Here is a 15,264-nt window from a genome sequence, read left to right on the forward strand (position 1 = left end):
TTTATTACGCTGCGATATCTACATTTCTTCCGAGATTTTCTACGGGATGACTCGTCGCATAGGCATCCTTCACCTGCTGCATCAGTTCATGCGTCACCTGACCTCCGACAGACTGCGCCTCGCGGTTCGACTGCTGAAACCTGCTCGAGCCAAGGCTCTCCGGATTCATATTCTCCGCCGACTGCTGCGCGGCGCGCGATGCGCTCTGCGTGCCGTTCTGTACGACACTCGACTGGGTCTGATGGAATTTACCCGTGCCGAGGGTTGTGCCGGCTCCGAAGTTCGAGCTGCCCGTGACCTCCTTGACTTCCTCCATCTTTGCCCGCGTCGCCTGACTGCCAAGCGAATACAATCTCTGGTTTACCTGCTGGAAGAGGCTGGAACCGAATCCGCCTCCATTTAATGCCGATACCATATGGATCCCTCCGTTCATTTCCCTGCCCCATTTTCCATTGGGACGATTCTACTATATTATAATAGAAAAATATCAGTTTCGCAAGAGAAAATGTCGCTGAAATACTATTTCAACGACATAAATTCTTGCTGTATGATGGCTCAGGGCGTCGGCTGCGGGGTCGGCGACGGTTTTTGTGCAGAAAGATCGCCGATGCGGACGAGTTCCGAGATCTTGACCTGATGCGTCTTACCGTTGACGTCGGCGATCACGCTCGGCTCACCGTCCGTGATGCTGACACCGATGATCTTGCCTTCGAAGCTCTGCTTCGTCATCTTTCCATCTTCGCCCTTGACCTGTGTGACCCACTGCGCCTTTTGACCGATCATTCCGCTGAGCTGACCGATGAGCACCGAGGAGTTGATATTGTCAACAACCTTCTGCACATCCGAAAGCCCTTTCGCAACGTTCGTCATCTGTTCAAGCGCGGAGAACTGCGCCAGCTGAGAGAGATACTGGCTGTTGTCCTGCGGGTCAAGCGGATCCTGGTATTTCATCTGTGTAACGAGGAGCTGCAAAAAGGCATCTTTGCCGAGCGCGTCATTCTTCTTATTGGCAGCCTTTTCCTGATTCTTCGCCGCCTCATAGTCGGACAGCGCCTGTGTGACGCCGTTCGCCGTGATTGTATTCAATGGATTTGCCACGATAATTCCTCCTCAGACCGCATCATACGCGGTAATCCACGCCGTCCGCCGTCATCACGCCGCCCGGCTCCGCCGCGCTGTGCGTCGGCAGTATGCCCTCTATGCCGTCCTCATAATCTTCCGCATCGCCGCGCGCATAAACACGCGTATTACTGCGGCTTCCTTCACTCTGCTGCCAGGCTTCCTGTCCCTGTCCCTGCGGCATCTGTCCGTCCGCAAGACCGGTGTAAACGCCGACGCGATCGACTTTCAGCCCTTGATTATTCAGCTCCTGGCGGAGCTGAACGAGACTGTTCTCGATCACATTGCGCACCTGTGCGTTGTCGCTGTGGAAGGAAGCCTGCACGGCGCCGTCCGAGCTGACGGCAACGCGGAGCGTGAGTTCACCGAGATGCGCCGGTTTCAGGCGAATGACCATCTGTGTATCGTTAAGCGTACGCAGGAGACGCGCCTGCTCCACGATCTGACGCGGAATCTCATAGTCCGGCTGCGGTCGCTGCGGCACAGCTTCCTGTGCGGGCGCCGTGGGAACCTCGACCTGCGGTGCGGGTGTCCCCGTGTGGACGCCGATGGGCTGAGGGCTCTGCTGCGGCAGGGGTTCTGCCGCACGCGGTGTTGCTGGCTCGGCAGTGATCTCCGTGCGCACAACCGGAATCTGCTGCTCCGCACTCTGATCGCCCTGACGAGCCTCTTGCTGCTGCGCGCCCTGTCCCATAGTCTCGCGGCGCATCGTCCGCTGCGCAAGTATATCGAGCGGCGAAGGCGTCTCGCCGCCCTCCTCCACGGTAAGCACATCACCCACGAGCTGTGCAGCACGCAGCGTATTCTGTACAGGCTGCTGCACCGCTGTCTGCACGATGGGCGCTGCGGTTTCTTCAACCTGCAGAACGCCCTGCACAACATTTTGTACGGCGCGGTTCAGCATGTTCTCCCGGGCGGTACTTTGCAGGAGCGTCCCTGCAGGGCTTTGCAGGGCGGCGCTATCAAGCTGCCGCTCCGTATTCTCGATCAAGCCGTCCATGGTGACCTGTGCAAGGAGTTCTTGATTTTCCTCCGCCACTGCGGGCAGGTTCTCCGACGTGCGCAGAATATCTTCGAGCACCGCACTGCGGAGCTGTGCCGAGAGCCCTATCTGCGTTATGGGTTCCGTCTGCGGCGCATTTCCCTCGCCGTTCATCTGCGCGAGCGGCTCTCCCGAGAGGGTACGAAGTAGGTTGAAGTTCTTCAGCCCCTCTTCCGGAATCCGTTGGAGCAGGCTCTGTACCTCTTTGGGCAGCACTTCTTCGGTTTTCTGTGCGCCGATAATCTCAAAGCGCTCCAAAATGTCCGTGAGCGCCTTGTCAAGTCCTGCGTTTACCTCTTCGCTGACTTCCGCCGCGTCAGTGGGGGCGACGGCAGCGAGCGCTGCGATTGCCGATTCCGGCTCACTTGCAGCATCGCGCGCCGTACTCTGCGCATCCTTTTGTACTGGCGCAGCTTTTTGCCCCGGTTTCGCCTTTGTCGACGCCTGTTTCGTCACATCCTGTGTGTCCTGCGCCGACGGCTGATCCGCAGCGGCGGACGCTTCGGTATTCTGCGTCTTTTCCGCGGCTGTGCCGCGCGCGCTTGTTTTGCTCTGCTGTTCTTTCTTTTGCAGTGCGTCAAACGTATCGCTGAACAAATTCTTCCCTGAGGTTGTCTGCGTGCGGCTCGCCGCGGATACCGGACGCACGCCCTGTGCGCCTGCTCCTGCGGAACCGCCTTCTGCTGTGGACACAGCCATCAGTCCGCTTGCATTCATCTACACATCACCTCTTCTAACTGTTTATCGGCACAGGAGGATCTTTTCTTAAATGTTTTTTGGCATAGCGCATTTGAGTGCATCGCCGATGGTCTCTGCACCAAAGAGGTCCATATCTTTGAACTTTCCGGCAAGCTGCCGATAGTTCTTCATCGGCAGAACCGCCGCGCGCAGTCCGAGCCGCCGTGCCTCCGCGACACGAAGTTCCGCCTGCGAAACGGCGCGCACTTCGCCCGACAAACCAACCTCTCCACAGACGACCATATGCGGGCGCGGCAGACGATTGGCAAAGCTCGACGCCATCGCAACACACAGCGCAAGATCCGCGGCGGGCTCGTCGAGGCGTATACCGCCCGCAACCTTGACGTAGACGTCCGCTCCGCCGATAGGGAGCTTTACACGCTTTTCGAGGACGGCAAGGAGAAGCTGGATACGCTTCACATCCACAGAGTCAGCCGTCCTGCGCGGCGGCTGATACGGCGTCGGCGCAACAAGAGCCTGTACCTCGACGAGCAGGGGCCGCGTCCCCTCCACCGACGGCACGATGACGGATCCACTTTCTTGGGCACGTTCGGAGAGAAAGAGCTTTGAAGCGTCCGGCACGTCGACGAGTCCCACATCACGCATTTCAAAGAGACCGAGTTCATTCGTGCTGCCGAACCGGTTCTTAACGGCACGCAGGACGCGGTATTCGGCGTTTCTCTCTCCTTCAAAATAGAGCACCGTATCCACGATGTGCTCGAGGACGCGGGGTCCTGCGAGACTGCCCTCTTTCGTCACATGTCCGATGACAAAGACGGCGATTCCCTCCGTCTTTGCGATGCGCATCAGCTCCATCGCGCACTCTCGCACCTGCGAGACGCTGCCGGGCGCACTCTCGATGTCGGGGCGGTACATTGTCTGAATCGAGTCGATGATGAAAAGCGCAGGCTTTTCCCGTACGACATGGGCGCAGATTGCATCGAGATTCGTCTCGCTCACAACGAGCAGGTCGTCTGCGATCGCCCGCAGACGATCCGCGCGCATCCGAATCTGACGCGCGCTTTCCTCTCCCGTCACATAGAGAACACGCCGCCCCGCACGTGCAATGTCCGCCGACACGCGCAGTGTGAGACTCGACTTGCCGACGCCCGGATCGCCAACCACGAGCACCATCGATCCTGGAATCACTCCGCCGCCGAGCACGCGGTCAAGTTCACCCGATCCGGTTGAAAAGCGCGGCAGATCCTCCGCTGTAATCTCCCCGATGGGCTGCGGCGGTGCGGCATCCGTACCGCCGAGTCCGCTGCGCCGCGCCTCCGACTCCGGCACAACGATCTCCTCTACCATAGAGTTCCATGCGCCGCAGCCCGGACATTTGCCCATCCACTTGCTCGTATCGTATCCGCAGGATTGGCAGACATATGCCGTTTTCTTCTTCTTTGCCATAAGCTCTCCCAATACAGATAGGGAAGCCCCGTGGGAGCTTCCCTATACGACGTTATATTCTCTTTCTGATGAAACGACACGCTGACCGTGTAAGCCAGCAGAGCGACCATCCTAAGTTAAGCAGGAAATTCGCCGCATCACCGCTGCGTGTGCGGGGCGCAAGCACATTTCCGTGTATCTCAGACTTCATTGAGCACAGCCTTGCCGGATTTTTTGGCACGGCTTTCCTTCTTCACATGCAGCTTCTTCACAAAGTCCAGCCCATCTCCGGATTTGCGAACGGAGACTGTATCGCCTGCACCGAATTCACGCGAGAGCAGCCGCTCCGCAAGCGCATCCTCGATGTTTTTTTGAATGGCGCGGCGCAGCGGACGTGCACCGAACTTCACATCCGTCCCCTTCGCAATGAGCACTCGTTTCGCCGAGGGGCTGACCTCAAGTTGAATTTCCTGCTCTGCGAGACGATTTTTCACATCGCGCAGGAGTATATCCACAATCTTGGAGAGCTGCGGTTCCCCAAGCGCGTTAAAGACGATCATATCGTCGATGCGGTTGAGAAATTCCGGACGGAAGAGCTTCTTCACTTCCTCCATGACGCGCTGTTTTGCACGCTCTTCATCCGATCCTGCCGTCTGTCCCATGGCAAACCCGATCGTTCCGGTCGTCGAGCGCAGATGATTCGCCCCCGCATTCGATGTCATGATGATGATGGTATTGCGAAAATCGGTGACCGTCCCCTGTCCGTCCGTAAGACGTCCGTCCTCAAGAACTTGAAGCAGCATGTGGAACACATCGGGATGCGCCTTCTCCACCTCGTCAAAGAGAACGATCGAGAACGGCTTTTTCCGCACGGCATCCGTAAGTTGACCGCCCTCCTCATAGCCGACATAGCCCGGAGGCGCGCCGACAAGACGTGCCGTCGTATGCTTTTCCATATATTCGGACATGTCGAAACGAATGATCGCATCCTCCGTGCCGAACACGCTCTCCGCGAGTGCGCGCGCCAACTCTGTCTTGCCGACTCCCGTCGATCCGAGAAAGAGGAATGATCCGATCGGACGGCGCGGATCCTTCACCCCCGCACGCGCACGGCGCACCGCCTTAGAGACCGCATGAATCGCCTCGTCCTGACCGATGACACGCCGTCCAATCGTCTTTTCGAGGATGAGCAGACGATCCGACTCCTTTGCTGCAATGCGCTGCACCGGAATGCCCGTCCATTGTGCCACAACGCTCGCAATGTCGTCCTCCGTCACATGGATGAGCGTCCGCTGCTCATCGCCGTGCCGCGCCGCTTCAAGCTGTGTGCGCAGCTCTTGTTCACGGTCGCGCAGCCGAGCCGCTTCTTCATAGTTCTGTGCGCTGATGGCACGTTCTTTCTCTTTGACCAGACCCGCGAGCTCAGCGCGCAGACCGGAGAGCGCATCACTCATGCCGATGTGCTGCATACGCACACGTGATGCCGCCTCATCCATCAGGTCAATCGCCTTGTCCGGCAGATAGCGGTCCGTGATATATCGCTTCGCAAGACGCACCGCTGCACAGACAGCGGTATCCTCAATCTGCGCGTGATGAAATTCCTCATATTTGTCACGGAGCCCGAACAGGATCCGCTCCGCATCCTCCTCGCTCGGTTCTCCCACCGTGACCACTTGGAACCGCCGAGCGAGCGCGCTGTCCTTTGCAAAATGTTTTTTATACTCGCTCTGCGTCGTCGCGCCGATGATCTGCATCTCGCTGCGGGCAAGCGCAGGCTTTAGAATGTTCGCTGCGTCAAGCGAGCCCTCCGCACCGCCCGTACGGATGAGCGTATGGATCTCATCGATGAAGAGGATCAAATTCTTGGACTTGATGACATCATCCACGACATTCTTCAGCCGCTCCTCGAACTCGCCGCGATATTTCGTCCCCGCAACGAGCGCGGTCATAGACAGCGAGACAATGCGCTTATTCTCAAGCAGGAACGGCACCTCGCCGTCCGCAATACGCTGTGCGAGCCCCTCGGCAACGGCAGTCTTACCGACCCCCGCCTCGCCAAGAAGCAGCGGATTGTTCTTCGTTCGCCGCGCGAGAATCTGAATGAGCCGGTCGATCTCCGTATCGCGCCCAATCACGGGATCAATGCCTCCGCTGCGGGCAATTCCTACGAGATCACGTGCGTATTTTTTGAGGGATGCCGGCAGAACGGACTTCTCCCCCTTTCCCGGTTTTTTGCGTGCGGATTTTCCCTTGGGCGTTTCCTCAACGCTGTTCATACGCTCAAAGACCTGACTCTGCAGCTCCTCAATATCGACGTCCAGCTCTTCGAGAACACGCACCGCCGTCCCTTCAGCCTCCGTCAGGAGACTGAGCAGGATGTGCTCTGTCGTAACAAAGGAACGTTCCTCGCGCGCCGTATCGATTGCCCCCTGCATCACGCGCTGCGCACGGCGGGTATAGTAAGGTACCTCTTCATTTGCAACGCGGACGTCCTGAAATACGTCCCCCGTGCGCAGCACCTGCTCCACCCTGTCATAGTCCACCCCGTGCGCGGTCAGCGCCTCCGCCGCAATCGTATCGCGCATGTGCAGAATGCCGAGCAGCAGCTGTCCTGTACCGATGTACCCCTTCCCACGCCGCTGCGCGATGTACTGTGAAAACTCGACCGCCTTAATTGCCGTCTGCGTAAAGAACTGTCTGTAATTCAAGTCGTCCCCCTCCTATCCCCGGATGCGGTATGTATCAAGTATCTCGCGTACACGCGCGGCGCGCACGCTGTTTAATTCGTTTTGTGCCAAATTTTCATTCTCTGTCAAATTCTTGAGATACGCGTCGCGCGTGGCGACGAGAATCTCCGCGTAGCAGTCGGGGCTGACCCCCGTAATGATGCCGCGATCAATGCCGAACCGCACACGCGAGGCAAGATCGAACACCTCCTGCTCCGTTAAGGAACGTGCGTAGGCAAGGATTCCATAGGCACGCCACACAACGTCCTCTACGCCGTCCTTCCCAAAGTAGGAAAGTGCCTTGCGCGCGCGCCGCTCATGCCCCGTAATCTCACTGACGGCGCTGCGGACATTTTCGATGATCTCAGACTCGGAGTAGCCGAGCGTGAGCTGGTTTGATATTTTATAGAGATGCGCCGCCTCACCGCCTCCTTCGAGCGGCTGCATGGCAAGCCCGAGCCGGAGCGATGTATTCACGATATTATCAATGTTGCGCGTATAGACAAGTCCCGGCAGATGCAGGAGCACCGAGGCGCGCAGCCCCGTGCCAAGATTCGTTGGATACGCCGTCAGGTAGCCCATCGTCTCATCAAAGGCAAGATCAATCTGCGCTTCGATGCAGTCGTCTACCTTTGATGCTGCCTCGAATGCCTGCGTGAGCCCGAGCCCCGGCGCCATCGTCTGAATCCGCAGGTGATCGTCCTCATTGACGAGAATGCTCACCATCATATCGTCACTGATATAGGCTGTACGGTAGGGCTGCGCCTCGGCAAATTTTTCACTGATGAGACGCTTCTCGATGAGCACCGCACGCTGCAGTGCAGTCAACCGGTCGATCTCCGCACGCGCAAAGACAAAGCCCGTATCGGCAGTCACAGAGGCGAGCGCCGTATCCACCGTCCCGTGAATCTTGGCGAGCTGCGCATGATCCGCACGATTTGGAAAAGGAAGCTGCACCAGGTTGCGCGCGAGACGCACACGGCTCGAGAGGACGACGTCGCCGTCCCGCCCGCCAACACCGAACCATGGGAGGCGCCCGCTGCGAAGCAGATCATCCAGCGCCATCCTCATCCCTCCTCCATCTGCTGTTCAAGATGACGGATACGGTCGCGGTACTCCGCAGCCTTTTCATACTCCTCGCGTGCAACAGCTTCCTTGAGTCGTATGCGAAGCTGCTCCGCCTCCTGCCGCAGAACGATAGCGCTGCCTGAACGATGCGGAATCTTGCCGCGGTGCACGCTCGACCCATGGATGCGGCGCAGGAGGGGCTGGAGTTCATGGTGGAACGTCTCATAGCAGACCGAGCACCCGATGCCCGCCTGTGAGAAGTCCTGGAACCGCATCCCACAGTTCGGGCAGGTCGTATGCACCGCATCGTCCGCCGTCTCACTCTCCTCATCACCGCTGCCAAAGATGCCGCGCAGGAAATCATTCACCGACACATTCTGCTGCTGTGCGCGAAGAATCGTCTCTCCGTAGCGTGCGGCGCAGCTCATACAAATATTTTTTTCACTTCGTCCGCCGGGGCCGATCTGCACGATGTGCACGATCGCCTCATTGCGTCCGCATTCTTCACAAAGCATGACGGTAATCCCTTTCCCCTAGCTCCTGTGTAAACCGCCGCTTCTATTTACAATCATCGTATGCGGCGTCAAAAAAGTTCATGGGTATCTACGTAAATTTCTCGAGTGTGAGGAGCATCGTCCTCAGCATCTGCACACGTTCGCGCGCATCCAGTGTCTTGGACCGATACAGTCCTGTCACCGTCTGCATCATGAGTGCCGCCTCGCGCGTCTCTACCATGCCGTGCTGCGCGAGATAGCGTACCATCGACTGCATCGTGCTCATATCCGTATGCACATCAATCTTCGAGATCATATCCTCGTAGACGAGATCTTTGAGCGGCACCTGCACGATGCGGATAAACCCGCCAAGCCCGCGCCGCGACTCCACAACAAAACCTTTATCCTGCGTAAAACGCGTCGAGAGCACATAGCTGATCTGCGACGGCGCGCATGAAATTTCATCCGCAATATCCGTTCGCCTCAGCTCCACCTGCCCGTCCTGGCGTGCGGCAAGCTGCCGAAGGATATAGGATTCTATCATATCGGCAATATTGCTCATTGTATCACCTTCTCTGTAATCCTCTAAAATCCTTCGTCTATTATATTTGATTTTTTGACTTTTGGCAAGCAGAATATATGCACATCATATTTTCTCTATCTGAAAATAATTTAGTATATCGCCAATAAGCGTCCTTCAAAAGAAAAACCGCCCGGAGGCGGCAGCGTTTACAAAATGTTTAGTACCGCCGCAGAAATTCTCTGCCAAAGACGGCAAGCGTATAGTAAAAACCGATGAGGAACGGGAGGTATTCGGCGATAAGGCGCCAGCAGACGGCAACGATGCCGACAGTGCCGGCGGGCACGGTGGCGGCAAAGAGGAGGACAAAGCCGCCCTCGGCGATGCCCGATCCGCCCGGTGTGGGACTGAAATACAGCAGCATGTTCAGGAATATCATGCGCCCCATGACGGTGTACCAATCGACGTCCGTAACGCCGAGCCCGAGGAGGAGGCACGGTACGATGGCATAGATGCAGAGGAGGTTGAGCCCCGACTCCGCGAAGACGACGAGCATTGCGCGCGGCGCGCCCGTAAGGAGCGCGACGGCGCTCTTTGTATCGCGATAGAGCGCAAAGAGCTGTCGCCGCCGTTTCGCGCAGAGCCGCCGCGCAATCAAAATGACGAGAGAATCGAGATAGCCGCGCCGCGCGCCGACCACGAGGGCGACGATGCCGAGAAGCGCCGCAAGCGTAACGCCCATGAGGACGTCGTTCGAGAATCCCGGAATGATCCCCTCGTCATGCAGGAATATGAACGGCATACAGAGCGCAAGAAAGAAGATCGAGAGCAGCGTCCGCACGATGGCGAGCACCGCCGCCTTTCCCGTCGGTACGCCCGCATGGCGCAGGAACATAACCTGCGCGACTGCGCCGCCCGTCGCTCCCGGTGTGAGCAGCGCAAGAAAATAGTTGCCGAAGATGACCTGCACCGCCTGATAGAGCGTGATGCGCTCATTGGAGATCTTGACGAGGTGCATGAGCCGGCTGCCGTCAAAGAACATGCCGAGCCCAACGGCGCAGAGCGCGAGCAGGAGCGACCACGGCTGAAACCGCGTCAGGTTTTGCAGCGTATTGATGTCGACGGTCGTGTAGATGACCGCACCCGAGATGCCGACGACGAGCACAAAAAGAAGGAGAAAGCGGCGCGTGAATTTATTCATGGCTCACTCTCTCCTTCGGTCTCAGTCTCTCAAAAACTCTTCGTGCGCCGCAAATGCATTGTGGCTGTGAATGGACTCCTCGTTCTCGCATTCCAGTGAAAAATACGCCAGCCCCGGAAGGGCGCGCAGGGCGAGGACGGTGTCGCGCAGGATGTCCTCGACAAATTTCGGATTCTCGTACGCGGCTTCCGTGACATATTTCTCATCCGCGCGCTTGAGCAGCGGATAGATGGGCGCGGAGCCCTGCCGCTCGAGCAGCGCCGCGAGCTCCTCAATGTAGATGCACGGTACGCCCTCGGCATAGCGCAGCCGCACGCGTGCCACGGAGCGCTGATTGTGCGCGCCGTACGCGGAAATCTCCTTGCTGCACGGGCAGAGTGAGGTGAACGGCATCGCGAGCCCGAGCTCAAAACGCATCGGCATCCCGCGCCGTTTCCGCCCCGTAAAGGATGCCTCAACGTCGAGCAGCGAGACTTTCCCGCTGACGGGCGCAATCTTTTCGAGAAAATAGGTAAAGGCGAGCGATACCTCCGCCTCCTCGGCGTGGAGACGCTCGAGCGCCTCCGTGAGCATCGCCTCCATCTCCTCCTCCGCAAGCGGCTGCTCCCGCCACGGGAGGAGAATCTCGAGGAAACGGCTCATATGCGTCCCCTTGAACTCCATCGGCAGGGCGACGGTGAAGGTGATGCGCGCGAGTACCTGCTGATAGCCGCCCGCCTGTTTCTTGATGAGGAAGGGGAGCTTGACCTCCTTCACCCCGACGCGCTGAATGGCGATGCCGCGCGCGTCCTCGCGGCTCTGTACGTCGAGCATCAGCGCACCCCCGCCGCATAGGGAATGGGATCGCGCCGCCCCGCCTCCGCAAATCCGCGCAGGCGCAGGCGGCAGCTGTCGCAGACGCCGCACGCTTCCGTACCGCCGTTGTAGCAGCTCGTCGTCATCTCATACGGCGCGCCGAGCCGCGTTCCCAATGCGATAATCTCGCCCTTTGAGAGGTATTGGAGCGGCGTCTCGACTACGATACGCTTTCCGCGCTCGGTCGCCGCGGCGGTCGCCATGTCCGCCACCGCTTGAAATTGCCGGATAAATTCCGGGCGGCAGTCCGGATAGCCGGAATAGTCGACGGAGTTGACGCCGATGTAGAGATGCGCCGCCCCTACGCGCTCGGCAAAGCCCAGCCCGTAGCTGAGAAAGATGAGGTTGCGCGCGGGCACATAGGTGAGGGGGATATCCGTGCGGTCGGGATCGCCCTCGGGCACGTCGATGGAGCGGTCTGTCACGGCGGAGCCGCCGATCGCGTCCATATTTGTCTCGATGATCAGGTGCTCCGCCGCGTGAAAATGCGCGGCGATGCGCTTGGCACAGTCCACTTCGCGGTCGTACCGCTGCCCGTAGACGAAGCTGACGGGATAGAGTTCGCATCCCGCCTCCTGCGCGACCGCCATACAGGTACAGCTGTCAAGCCCGCCGGAGAGCAGAATCACCGCCTTTTCCCGCATGGTATCCCCTCTTCCACTTCAAAAAATTATCCGCGCAGCGCGCGAATCACCGCCGCAAGATCGGGCGCACCGTAGACGGCGGAGCCGGCAACGAGCACATTTGCGCCCGCCGAGCGCACGGACTCGCTCGTCTCTGCGTTGATGCCGCCGTCGACCGCGATGTCCACGTTCAGCTCGTTCTCCATGACCGTATGATAGAGCGCATGGATCTTGCCGACCATGTTCTCGATGAATTTCTGCCCGCCAAAGCCGGGGTTGACCGTCATGAGGAGCACCATGTCGAGATCGTCGATAAGCTCTTCGAGCGTGTAGATGGAAGTGCCGGGATTGAGCGCGACGCCCGCCCTGCACCCTGCCGCCTTGATCTGCTGAATGAGACGGTGCGGATGCCGGGTCGCCTCGACGTGGAACGTAATGTTGTCCGCGCCTGCGCGCGCAAATGAGTCGATGTAGGTCTCGGGATGCTCGACCATGAGATGGACGTCGAATACGAGGTTTGAAACCTTGCGCAGACTCTCGACGACGCAGGAACCGATCGTGAGGTTCGGCACGAACGTCCCGTCCATCACGTCGATATGGAGGTAATCCGCACCCGCTTCCTCCACGCGGCGCACATCCGCGCCGAGATTGGCGAAATCCGCCGACAGGATGGAGGGCGCGATGATGATCGGGCGCTCGACATGGACATGCTCTTCTTCCTCACAGCCGCATGAGCATGCCTCGTCATGCTCATGGGCATGGTCATGCCCGCAGCCGCATTCGTGGTCGTGATGATGTTCGTGTTCGTTTGACATTTGATTCTCCTATTTTCTCTTGGTACGAATTTCATTGAGGAGCGCAGCATACGCCTCATAGCGTGCGCGCGAGACGGCGCCCGCCTCCACCGCCGCCTTGACGGCACAGTCCGGCTCGTGGCTGTGGCTGCACGGAGCGAACCGGCAGCACGTATGCCCCGCAAACTCCGGGAAACACGCGGTCAGCTCCGCGGGCGTGAGATCCGAAAGATCCTGCTGCGTAAAGCCCGGGGTATCGACGACGTAGCCGTCCGCGTACGGGATCAGCTCCGCGCGCCGTGTCGTATGACGACCGCGCCCGATCTTCTCGCTGACCGTTCCCGTCGCAAGGGAAAGCGAGGAATCGACGGCATTGAGGAGCGAGGACTTCCCCGTGCCGGAGGGGCCTGCAAAGACGGTGATCTCCCCTGCGAGGCAGTCCCGCAGCGCCGCAATCCCCTCCCCCGTCTGTGCCGAGGTGCAGAGGACGGGGTAGCCCGCCGCCGTGTAATCCGCCGCAAGCGTGCGGACATCTCCGCGATAGAGATCCGTCTTGTTGATGCAGAGGACGATTTTCCGAACGCCGGAGCGTTCCGCAAGGACGAGGAAACGGCTCACGACGAGCGGATGCGGATCGGGTGCGACGGCGGCAATCGTGACAACGATCTGTGTCAGATTCGCCACGCGCGGACGCGCGAGCAGATTCTGCCGCGCGTCGATGCGCTCGACGATGCCCTCCTCCTCATTCATGCGGACGAAGGTCACGATGTCCCCGGGGACGATCCCTGTGTCGCTGCGCCCTTTCTTCATCTTGCCGCGCAGCTTGCACGCGACGACGCCGTCCTCAGCTGCTGCGTAGAGCACGCTGTTGTATACCTTCAGAACACGCCCCTGCTCCAACATAGTCCCCCGTTTCTACTCGGTTTTTTCCGCTTGGATGCGGCGTGCCGACGGCGGCTTCTCGCTGCTCTTGCTATTATTATTCTTCGTGTCCTTGCCCTTCGCGGGCGCAGACTTGCTGCCCTCGGAGACGGTCAGACGGACGGCAGTTCCCTCGTCGACCTCCGTCCCCGCCGCGGGAGACTGCGCGGTGACGGTTCCCGCCGCTTGGCTGTTCTCCTCCTGCGCGACGGTGCCGACCTTCAGATTGCTCTCTTCGATCATACTGCGCGCGCGGTCAATGGGAACCCCCTTGACATTCGGGACATTGGTCTTTTTCACCTTCTGCCCCTTGCTGACCGTAATGTCAACCGTCTGCCCTTTGCTGATGCGTGCGCCGCTGCGCGGATCCTGTGAGATGACCGTGCCGACCTCCTCGTCGGAGAACGTCTCGTAGGACGAGCCGAGCCGCAGCCCCATCTTTTGCAGGCGATCAATGGCGTCTGTCTGCTTCAACCCGCGCAGGTTCGGCATCTCAAGTGCCTCGCCGCCCTTGCTGACGTAGATGGTGATCGCGCGCTCTTCCTTAACCGTCATGCCCGCCTCGGGCGACTGCGAGACGACGACGCCGACTGGCACATCCGCGTCGAAGGTCTCGGCGACGGTCACGCGCAGATGCTGATCCTCCAGTATCTGACGCGCGAGCGTCATCTGTTTGCCCGTCACGTCGGGAACGGTGACCTCGACCGTGCTCCAGAACTTTCCAAAGCTGAGGAAAATCCCTGTAAAAAAGCCCAAAATGAGCACGAGTACCAGCCCGAAAATGAATTTCCTCGTGCGGAAGAATGAGCGTTTTTCCACCGCATCCGGAGACTCCTCCCCTTCTTCGGCAAATGCGGAGATCTCCTGTGCCTCGCCCGGCGTGAGCACGCGGGTGGCATCGGGATCAAACGCGGGGACACTCGCCGTTTCACCGATTGAGGCGGAAAGCTGCTCCGCACGGCGGATATCGCGGACGAGCTGTGCGCTGTCGGGTCGCTGCGCGGGGTCTTTTGCCATCATGCGCATGACGAGCGCATCGACCACGGGCGGAATCCCCGGGAGGATGCTGTGCAGCGGCTGAGGCTCCTCGTCGAGATGTCGGCGCGCGATGCTCACCGCCGTATTGCCGTCAAACGGCACATGCCCGGTCAGCATCTCGTAGAGCACGATGCCGAGGGAATAGACGTCGGATTTCGGTGTGATGGTCGTGCCGCTCGCCTGCTCGGGCGAGAAATAATGTACCGATCCCATCACGCTGTCGTTATAGGTCATGGTGGATTCCGTCACCGCGCGCGCGATGCCGAAATCGGCGACCTTCACCGTACCGTCCGGCATGACGAGGATGTTGTGCGGCTTGATGTCGCAGTGTACAAGCCCGGCTGCATGTGCCTGTGCGAGCGCGCTTGCAATCTGCCCCGCGATACGCAGCGCCTCCGATACGGGCAGCGCCACTTCCTCCTTGATCCGTTCTTTGAGCGTGCGCCCGGGAACGTACTCCATCACGATGTAATGCCGCCCCTCGGCGACGCCGACATCGTAGACGTTGACGATGTTCGGGTGCGTGATGCGTGCCGCCGCCTTTGCCTCGCGCTGAAACCGCGCGATGAACTCCGTATCGTTTTCATATTGCCGGTGAAGAATCTTAACGGCGACGGTGCGCTCCAATAGCTGATCCTTTGCCCGATAGACATCCGCCATGCCGCCGCTGCCGATCGGCATTTCCAGCGCATAGCGACCGTCCAGGACGCGCTCACCCATAATCGTTCCTCCTCAATCT

14 protein-coding genes are annotated in these 15,264 nt (G+C 59.3%); all 14 read right to left on the minus strand.

Annotated elements, in window-relative coordinates; genetic code table 11:
* Nucleotides 1-4: 4 nt before the first annotated feature.
* The 14 genes from K341_RS0100245 to pknB all read right to left on the minus strand — a co-directional run bounded on the left by K341_RS0100245 (nucleotide 5) and on the right by pknB (nucleotide 15,245).
* Complete coding sequence (locus K341_RS0100245) at nucleotides 5-415, minus strand: hypothetical protein (protein WP_026761470.1); 411 nt, start codon at nucleotides 413-415, stop codon at nucleotides 5-7.
* Between the two features lie 140 nt (nucleotides 416-555).
* Complete coding sequence (locus K341_RS0100250) at nucleotides 556-1,098, minus strand: flagellar hook assembly protein FlgD (RefSeq protein ID WP_009657203.1); 543 nt, start codon at nucleotides 1,096-1,098, stop codon at nucleotides 556-558.
* Between the two features lie 22 nt (nucleotides 1,099-1,120).
* Nucleotides 1,121-2,878, minus strand: coding sequence for a flagellar hook-length control protein FliK (locus tag K341_RS0100255; protein WP_026761471.1), 1,758 nt, complete (start codon nucleotides 2,876-2,878; stop codon nucleotides 1,121-1,123).
* Nucleotides 2,879-2,926: 48 nt separating this feature from the next.
* Nucleotides 2,927-4,306, minus strand: coding sequence for a DNA repair protein RadA (gene radA / locus K341_RS0100260; protein ID WP_026761472.1), 1,380 nt, complete (start codon nucleotides 4,304-4,306; stop codon nucleotides 2,927-2,929).
* 179 nt (nucleotides 4,307-4,485) lie between these two features.
* Nucleotides 4,486-6,993, minus strand: coding sequence for an ATP-dependent Clp protease ATP-binding subunit (locus K341_RS0100265; protein ID WP_026761473.1), 2,508 nt, complete (start codon nucleotides 6,991-6,993; stop codon nucleotides 4,486-4,488).
* 12 nt (nucleotides 6,994-7,005) lie between these two features.
* On the minus strand, nucleotides 7,006-8,076 hold the full coding sequence (locus K341_RS0100270) for an ATP--guanido phosphotransferase (RefSeq protein WP_009438147.1): 1,071 nt from the start codon (nucleotides 8,074-8,076) through the stop codon (nucleotides 7,006-7,008).
* 2 nt (nucleotides 8,077-8,078) lie between these two features.
* The gene (locus tag K341_RS0100275) at nucleotides 8,079-8,594 is read right to left on the minus strand and encodes a UvrB/UvrC motif-containing protein (RefSeq protein WP_009350012.1); all 516 of its coding nucleotides are present in this window, start codon (nucleotides 8,592-8,594) and stop codon (nucleotides 8,079-8,081) included.
* Nucleotides 8,595-8,682: 88 nt separating this feature from the next.
* Nucleotides 8,683-9,135, minus strand: a complete 453-nt coding sequence (locus K341_RS0100280) for a CtsR family transcriptional regulator (RefSeq protein WP_009350011.1) — start codon at nucleotides 9,133-9,135, stop codon at nucleotides 8,683-8,685.
* Between the two features lie 178 nt (nucleotides 9,136-9,313).
* A complete protein-coding gene (locus K341_RS0100285) occupies nucleotides 9,314-10,294 on the minus strand; it encodes a lysylphosphatidylglycerol synthase transmembrane domain-containing protein (protein WP_009350010.1) in 981 nt (326 codons plus the stop codon).
* Nucleotides 10,295-10,315: 21 nt separating this feature from the next.
* Complete coding sequence (gene folE2 / locus K341_RS0100290) at nucleotides 10,316-11,107, minus strand: GTP cyclohydrolase FolE2 (protein WP_009350009.1); 792 nt, start codon at nucleotides 11,105-11,107, stop codon at nucleotides 10,316-10,318.
* Nucleotides 11,107-11,793 (minus strand): 7-cyano-7-deazaguanine synthase QueC, encoded by a 687-nt coding sequence (queC, locus tag K341_RS0100295; RefSeq protein WP_009350008.1) that lies wholly within the window; start codon nucleotides 11,791-11,793, stop codon nucleotides 11,107-11,109. Before queC ends, folE2 begins: the two co-directional genes overlap by 1 nt.
* A 26-nt stretch (nucleotides 11,794-11,819) precedes the next feature.
* On the minus strand, nucleotides 11,820-12,587 hold the full coding sequence (gene rpe / locus K341_RS0100300; protein ID WP_009350007.1) for a ribulose-phosphate 3-epimerase: 768 nt from the start codon (nucleotides 12,585-12,587) through the stop codon (nucleotides 11,820-11,822).
* Nucleotides 12,588-12,596: 9 nt separating this feature from the next.
* Nucleotides 12,597-13,469, minus strand: a complete 873-nt coding sequence (rsgA, locus tag K341_RS0100305; protein ID WP_009350006.1) for a ribosome small subunit-dependent GTPase A — start codon at nucleotides 13,467-13,469, stop codon at nucleotides 12,597-12,599.
* Nucleotides 13,470-13,481: 12 nt separating this feature from the next.
* On the minus strand, nucleotides 13,482-15,245 hold the full coding sequence (pknB, locus tag K341_RS0100310) for a Stk1 family PASTA domain-containing Ser/Thr kinase (protein WP_009350005.1): 1,764 nt from the start codon (nucleotides 15,243-15,245) through the stop codon (nucleotides 13,482-13,484).
* Between the last annotated feature and the right edge of the window lie 19 nt (nucleotides 15,246-15,264).

The sequence above is a fragment of the Centipeda artemidis DSM 19719 genome (assembly GCF_000426665.1).
GTDB classification, from domain to species: domain Bacteria; phylum Bacillota; class Negativicutes; order Selenomonadales; family Selenomonadaceae; genus Centipeda; species Centipeda artemidis.

What these genes read in the sequence shown, in the direction of transcription:
- radA (WP_026761472.1), bottom strand. Translation starts at nt 4,306, where the DNA reads ATGGCAAAGAAGAAGAAAACGGCATATGTCTGCCAATCCTGCGGATAC.
- pknB (WP_009350005.1), bottom strand. Translation starts at nt 15,245, where the DNA reads ATGGGTGAGCGCGTCCTGGACGGTCGCTATGCGCTGGAAATGCCGATC.
- folE2 (WP_009350009.1), bottom strand. Translation starts at nt 11,107, where the DNA reads ATGCTCGACGTACAGAGCCGCGAGGACGCGCGCGGCATCGCCATTCAG.
- K341_RS0100270 (WP_009438147.1), bottom strand. Translation starts at nt 8,076, where the DNA reads ATGGCGCTGGATGATCTGCTTCGCAGCGGGCGCCTCCCATGGTTCGGT.
- K341_RS0100275 (WP_009350012.1), bottom strand. Translation starts at nt 8,594, where the DNA reads ATGCTTTGTGAAGAATGCGGACGCAATGAGGCGATCGTGCACATCGTG.
- K341_RS0100245 (WP_026761470.1), bottom strand. Translation starts at nt 415, where the DNA reads ATGGTATCGGCATTAAATGGAGGCGGATTCGGTTCCAGCCTCTTCCAG.
- K341_RS0100280 (WP_009350011.1), bottom strand. Translation starts at nt 9,135, where the DNA reads ATGAGCAATATTGCCGATATGATAGAATCCTATATCCTTCGGCAGCTT.
- K341_RS0100255 (WP_026761471.1), bottom strand. Translation starts at nt 2,878, where the DNA reads ATGAATGCAAGCGGACTGATGGCTGTGTCCACAGCAGAAGGCGGTTCC.
- K341_RS0100285 (WP_009350010.1), bottom strand. Translation starts at nt 10,294, where the DNA reads ATGAATAAATTCACGCGCCGCTTTCTCCTTCTTTTTGTGCTCGTCGTC.
- rpe (WP_009350007.1), bottom strand. Translation starts at nt 12,587, where the DNA reads ATGTCAAACGAACACGAACATCATCACGACCACGAATGCGGCTGCGGG.
- queC (WP_009350008.1), bottom strand. Translation starts at nt 11,793, where the DNA reads ATGCGGGAAAAGGCGGTGATTCTGCTCTCCGGCGGGCTTGACAGCTGT.
- rsgA (WP_009350006.1), bottom strand. Translation starts at nt 13,469, where the DNA reads ATGTTGGAGCAGGGGCGTGTTCTGAAGGTATACAACAGCGTGCTCTAC.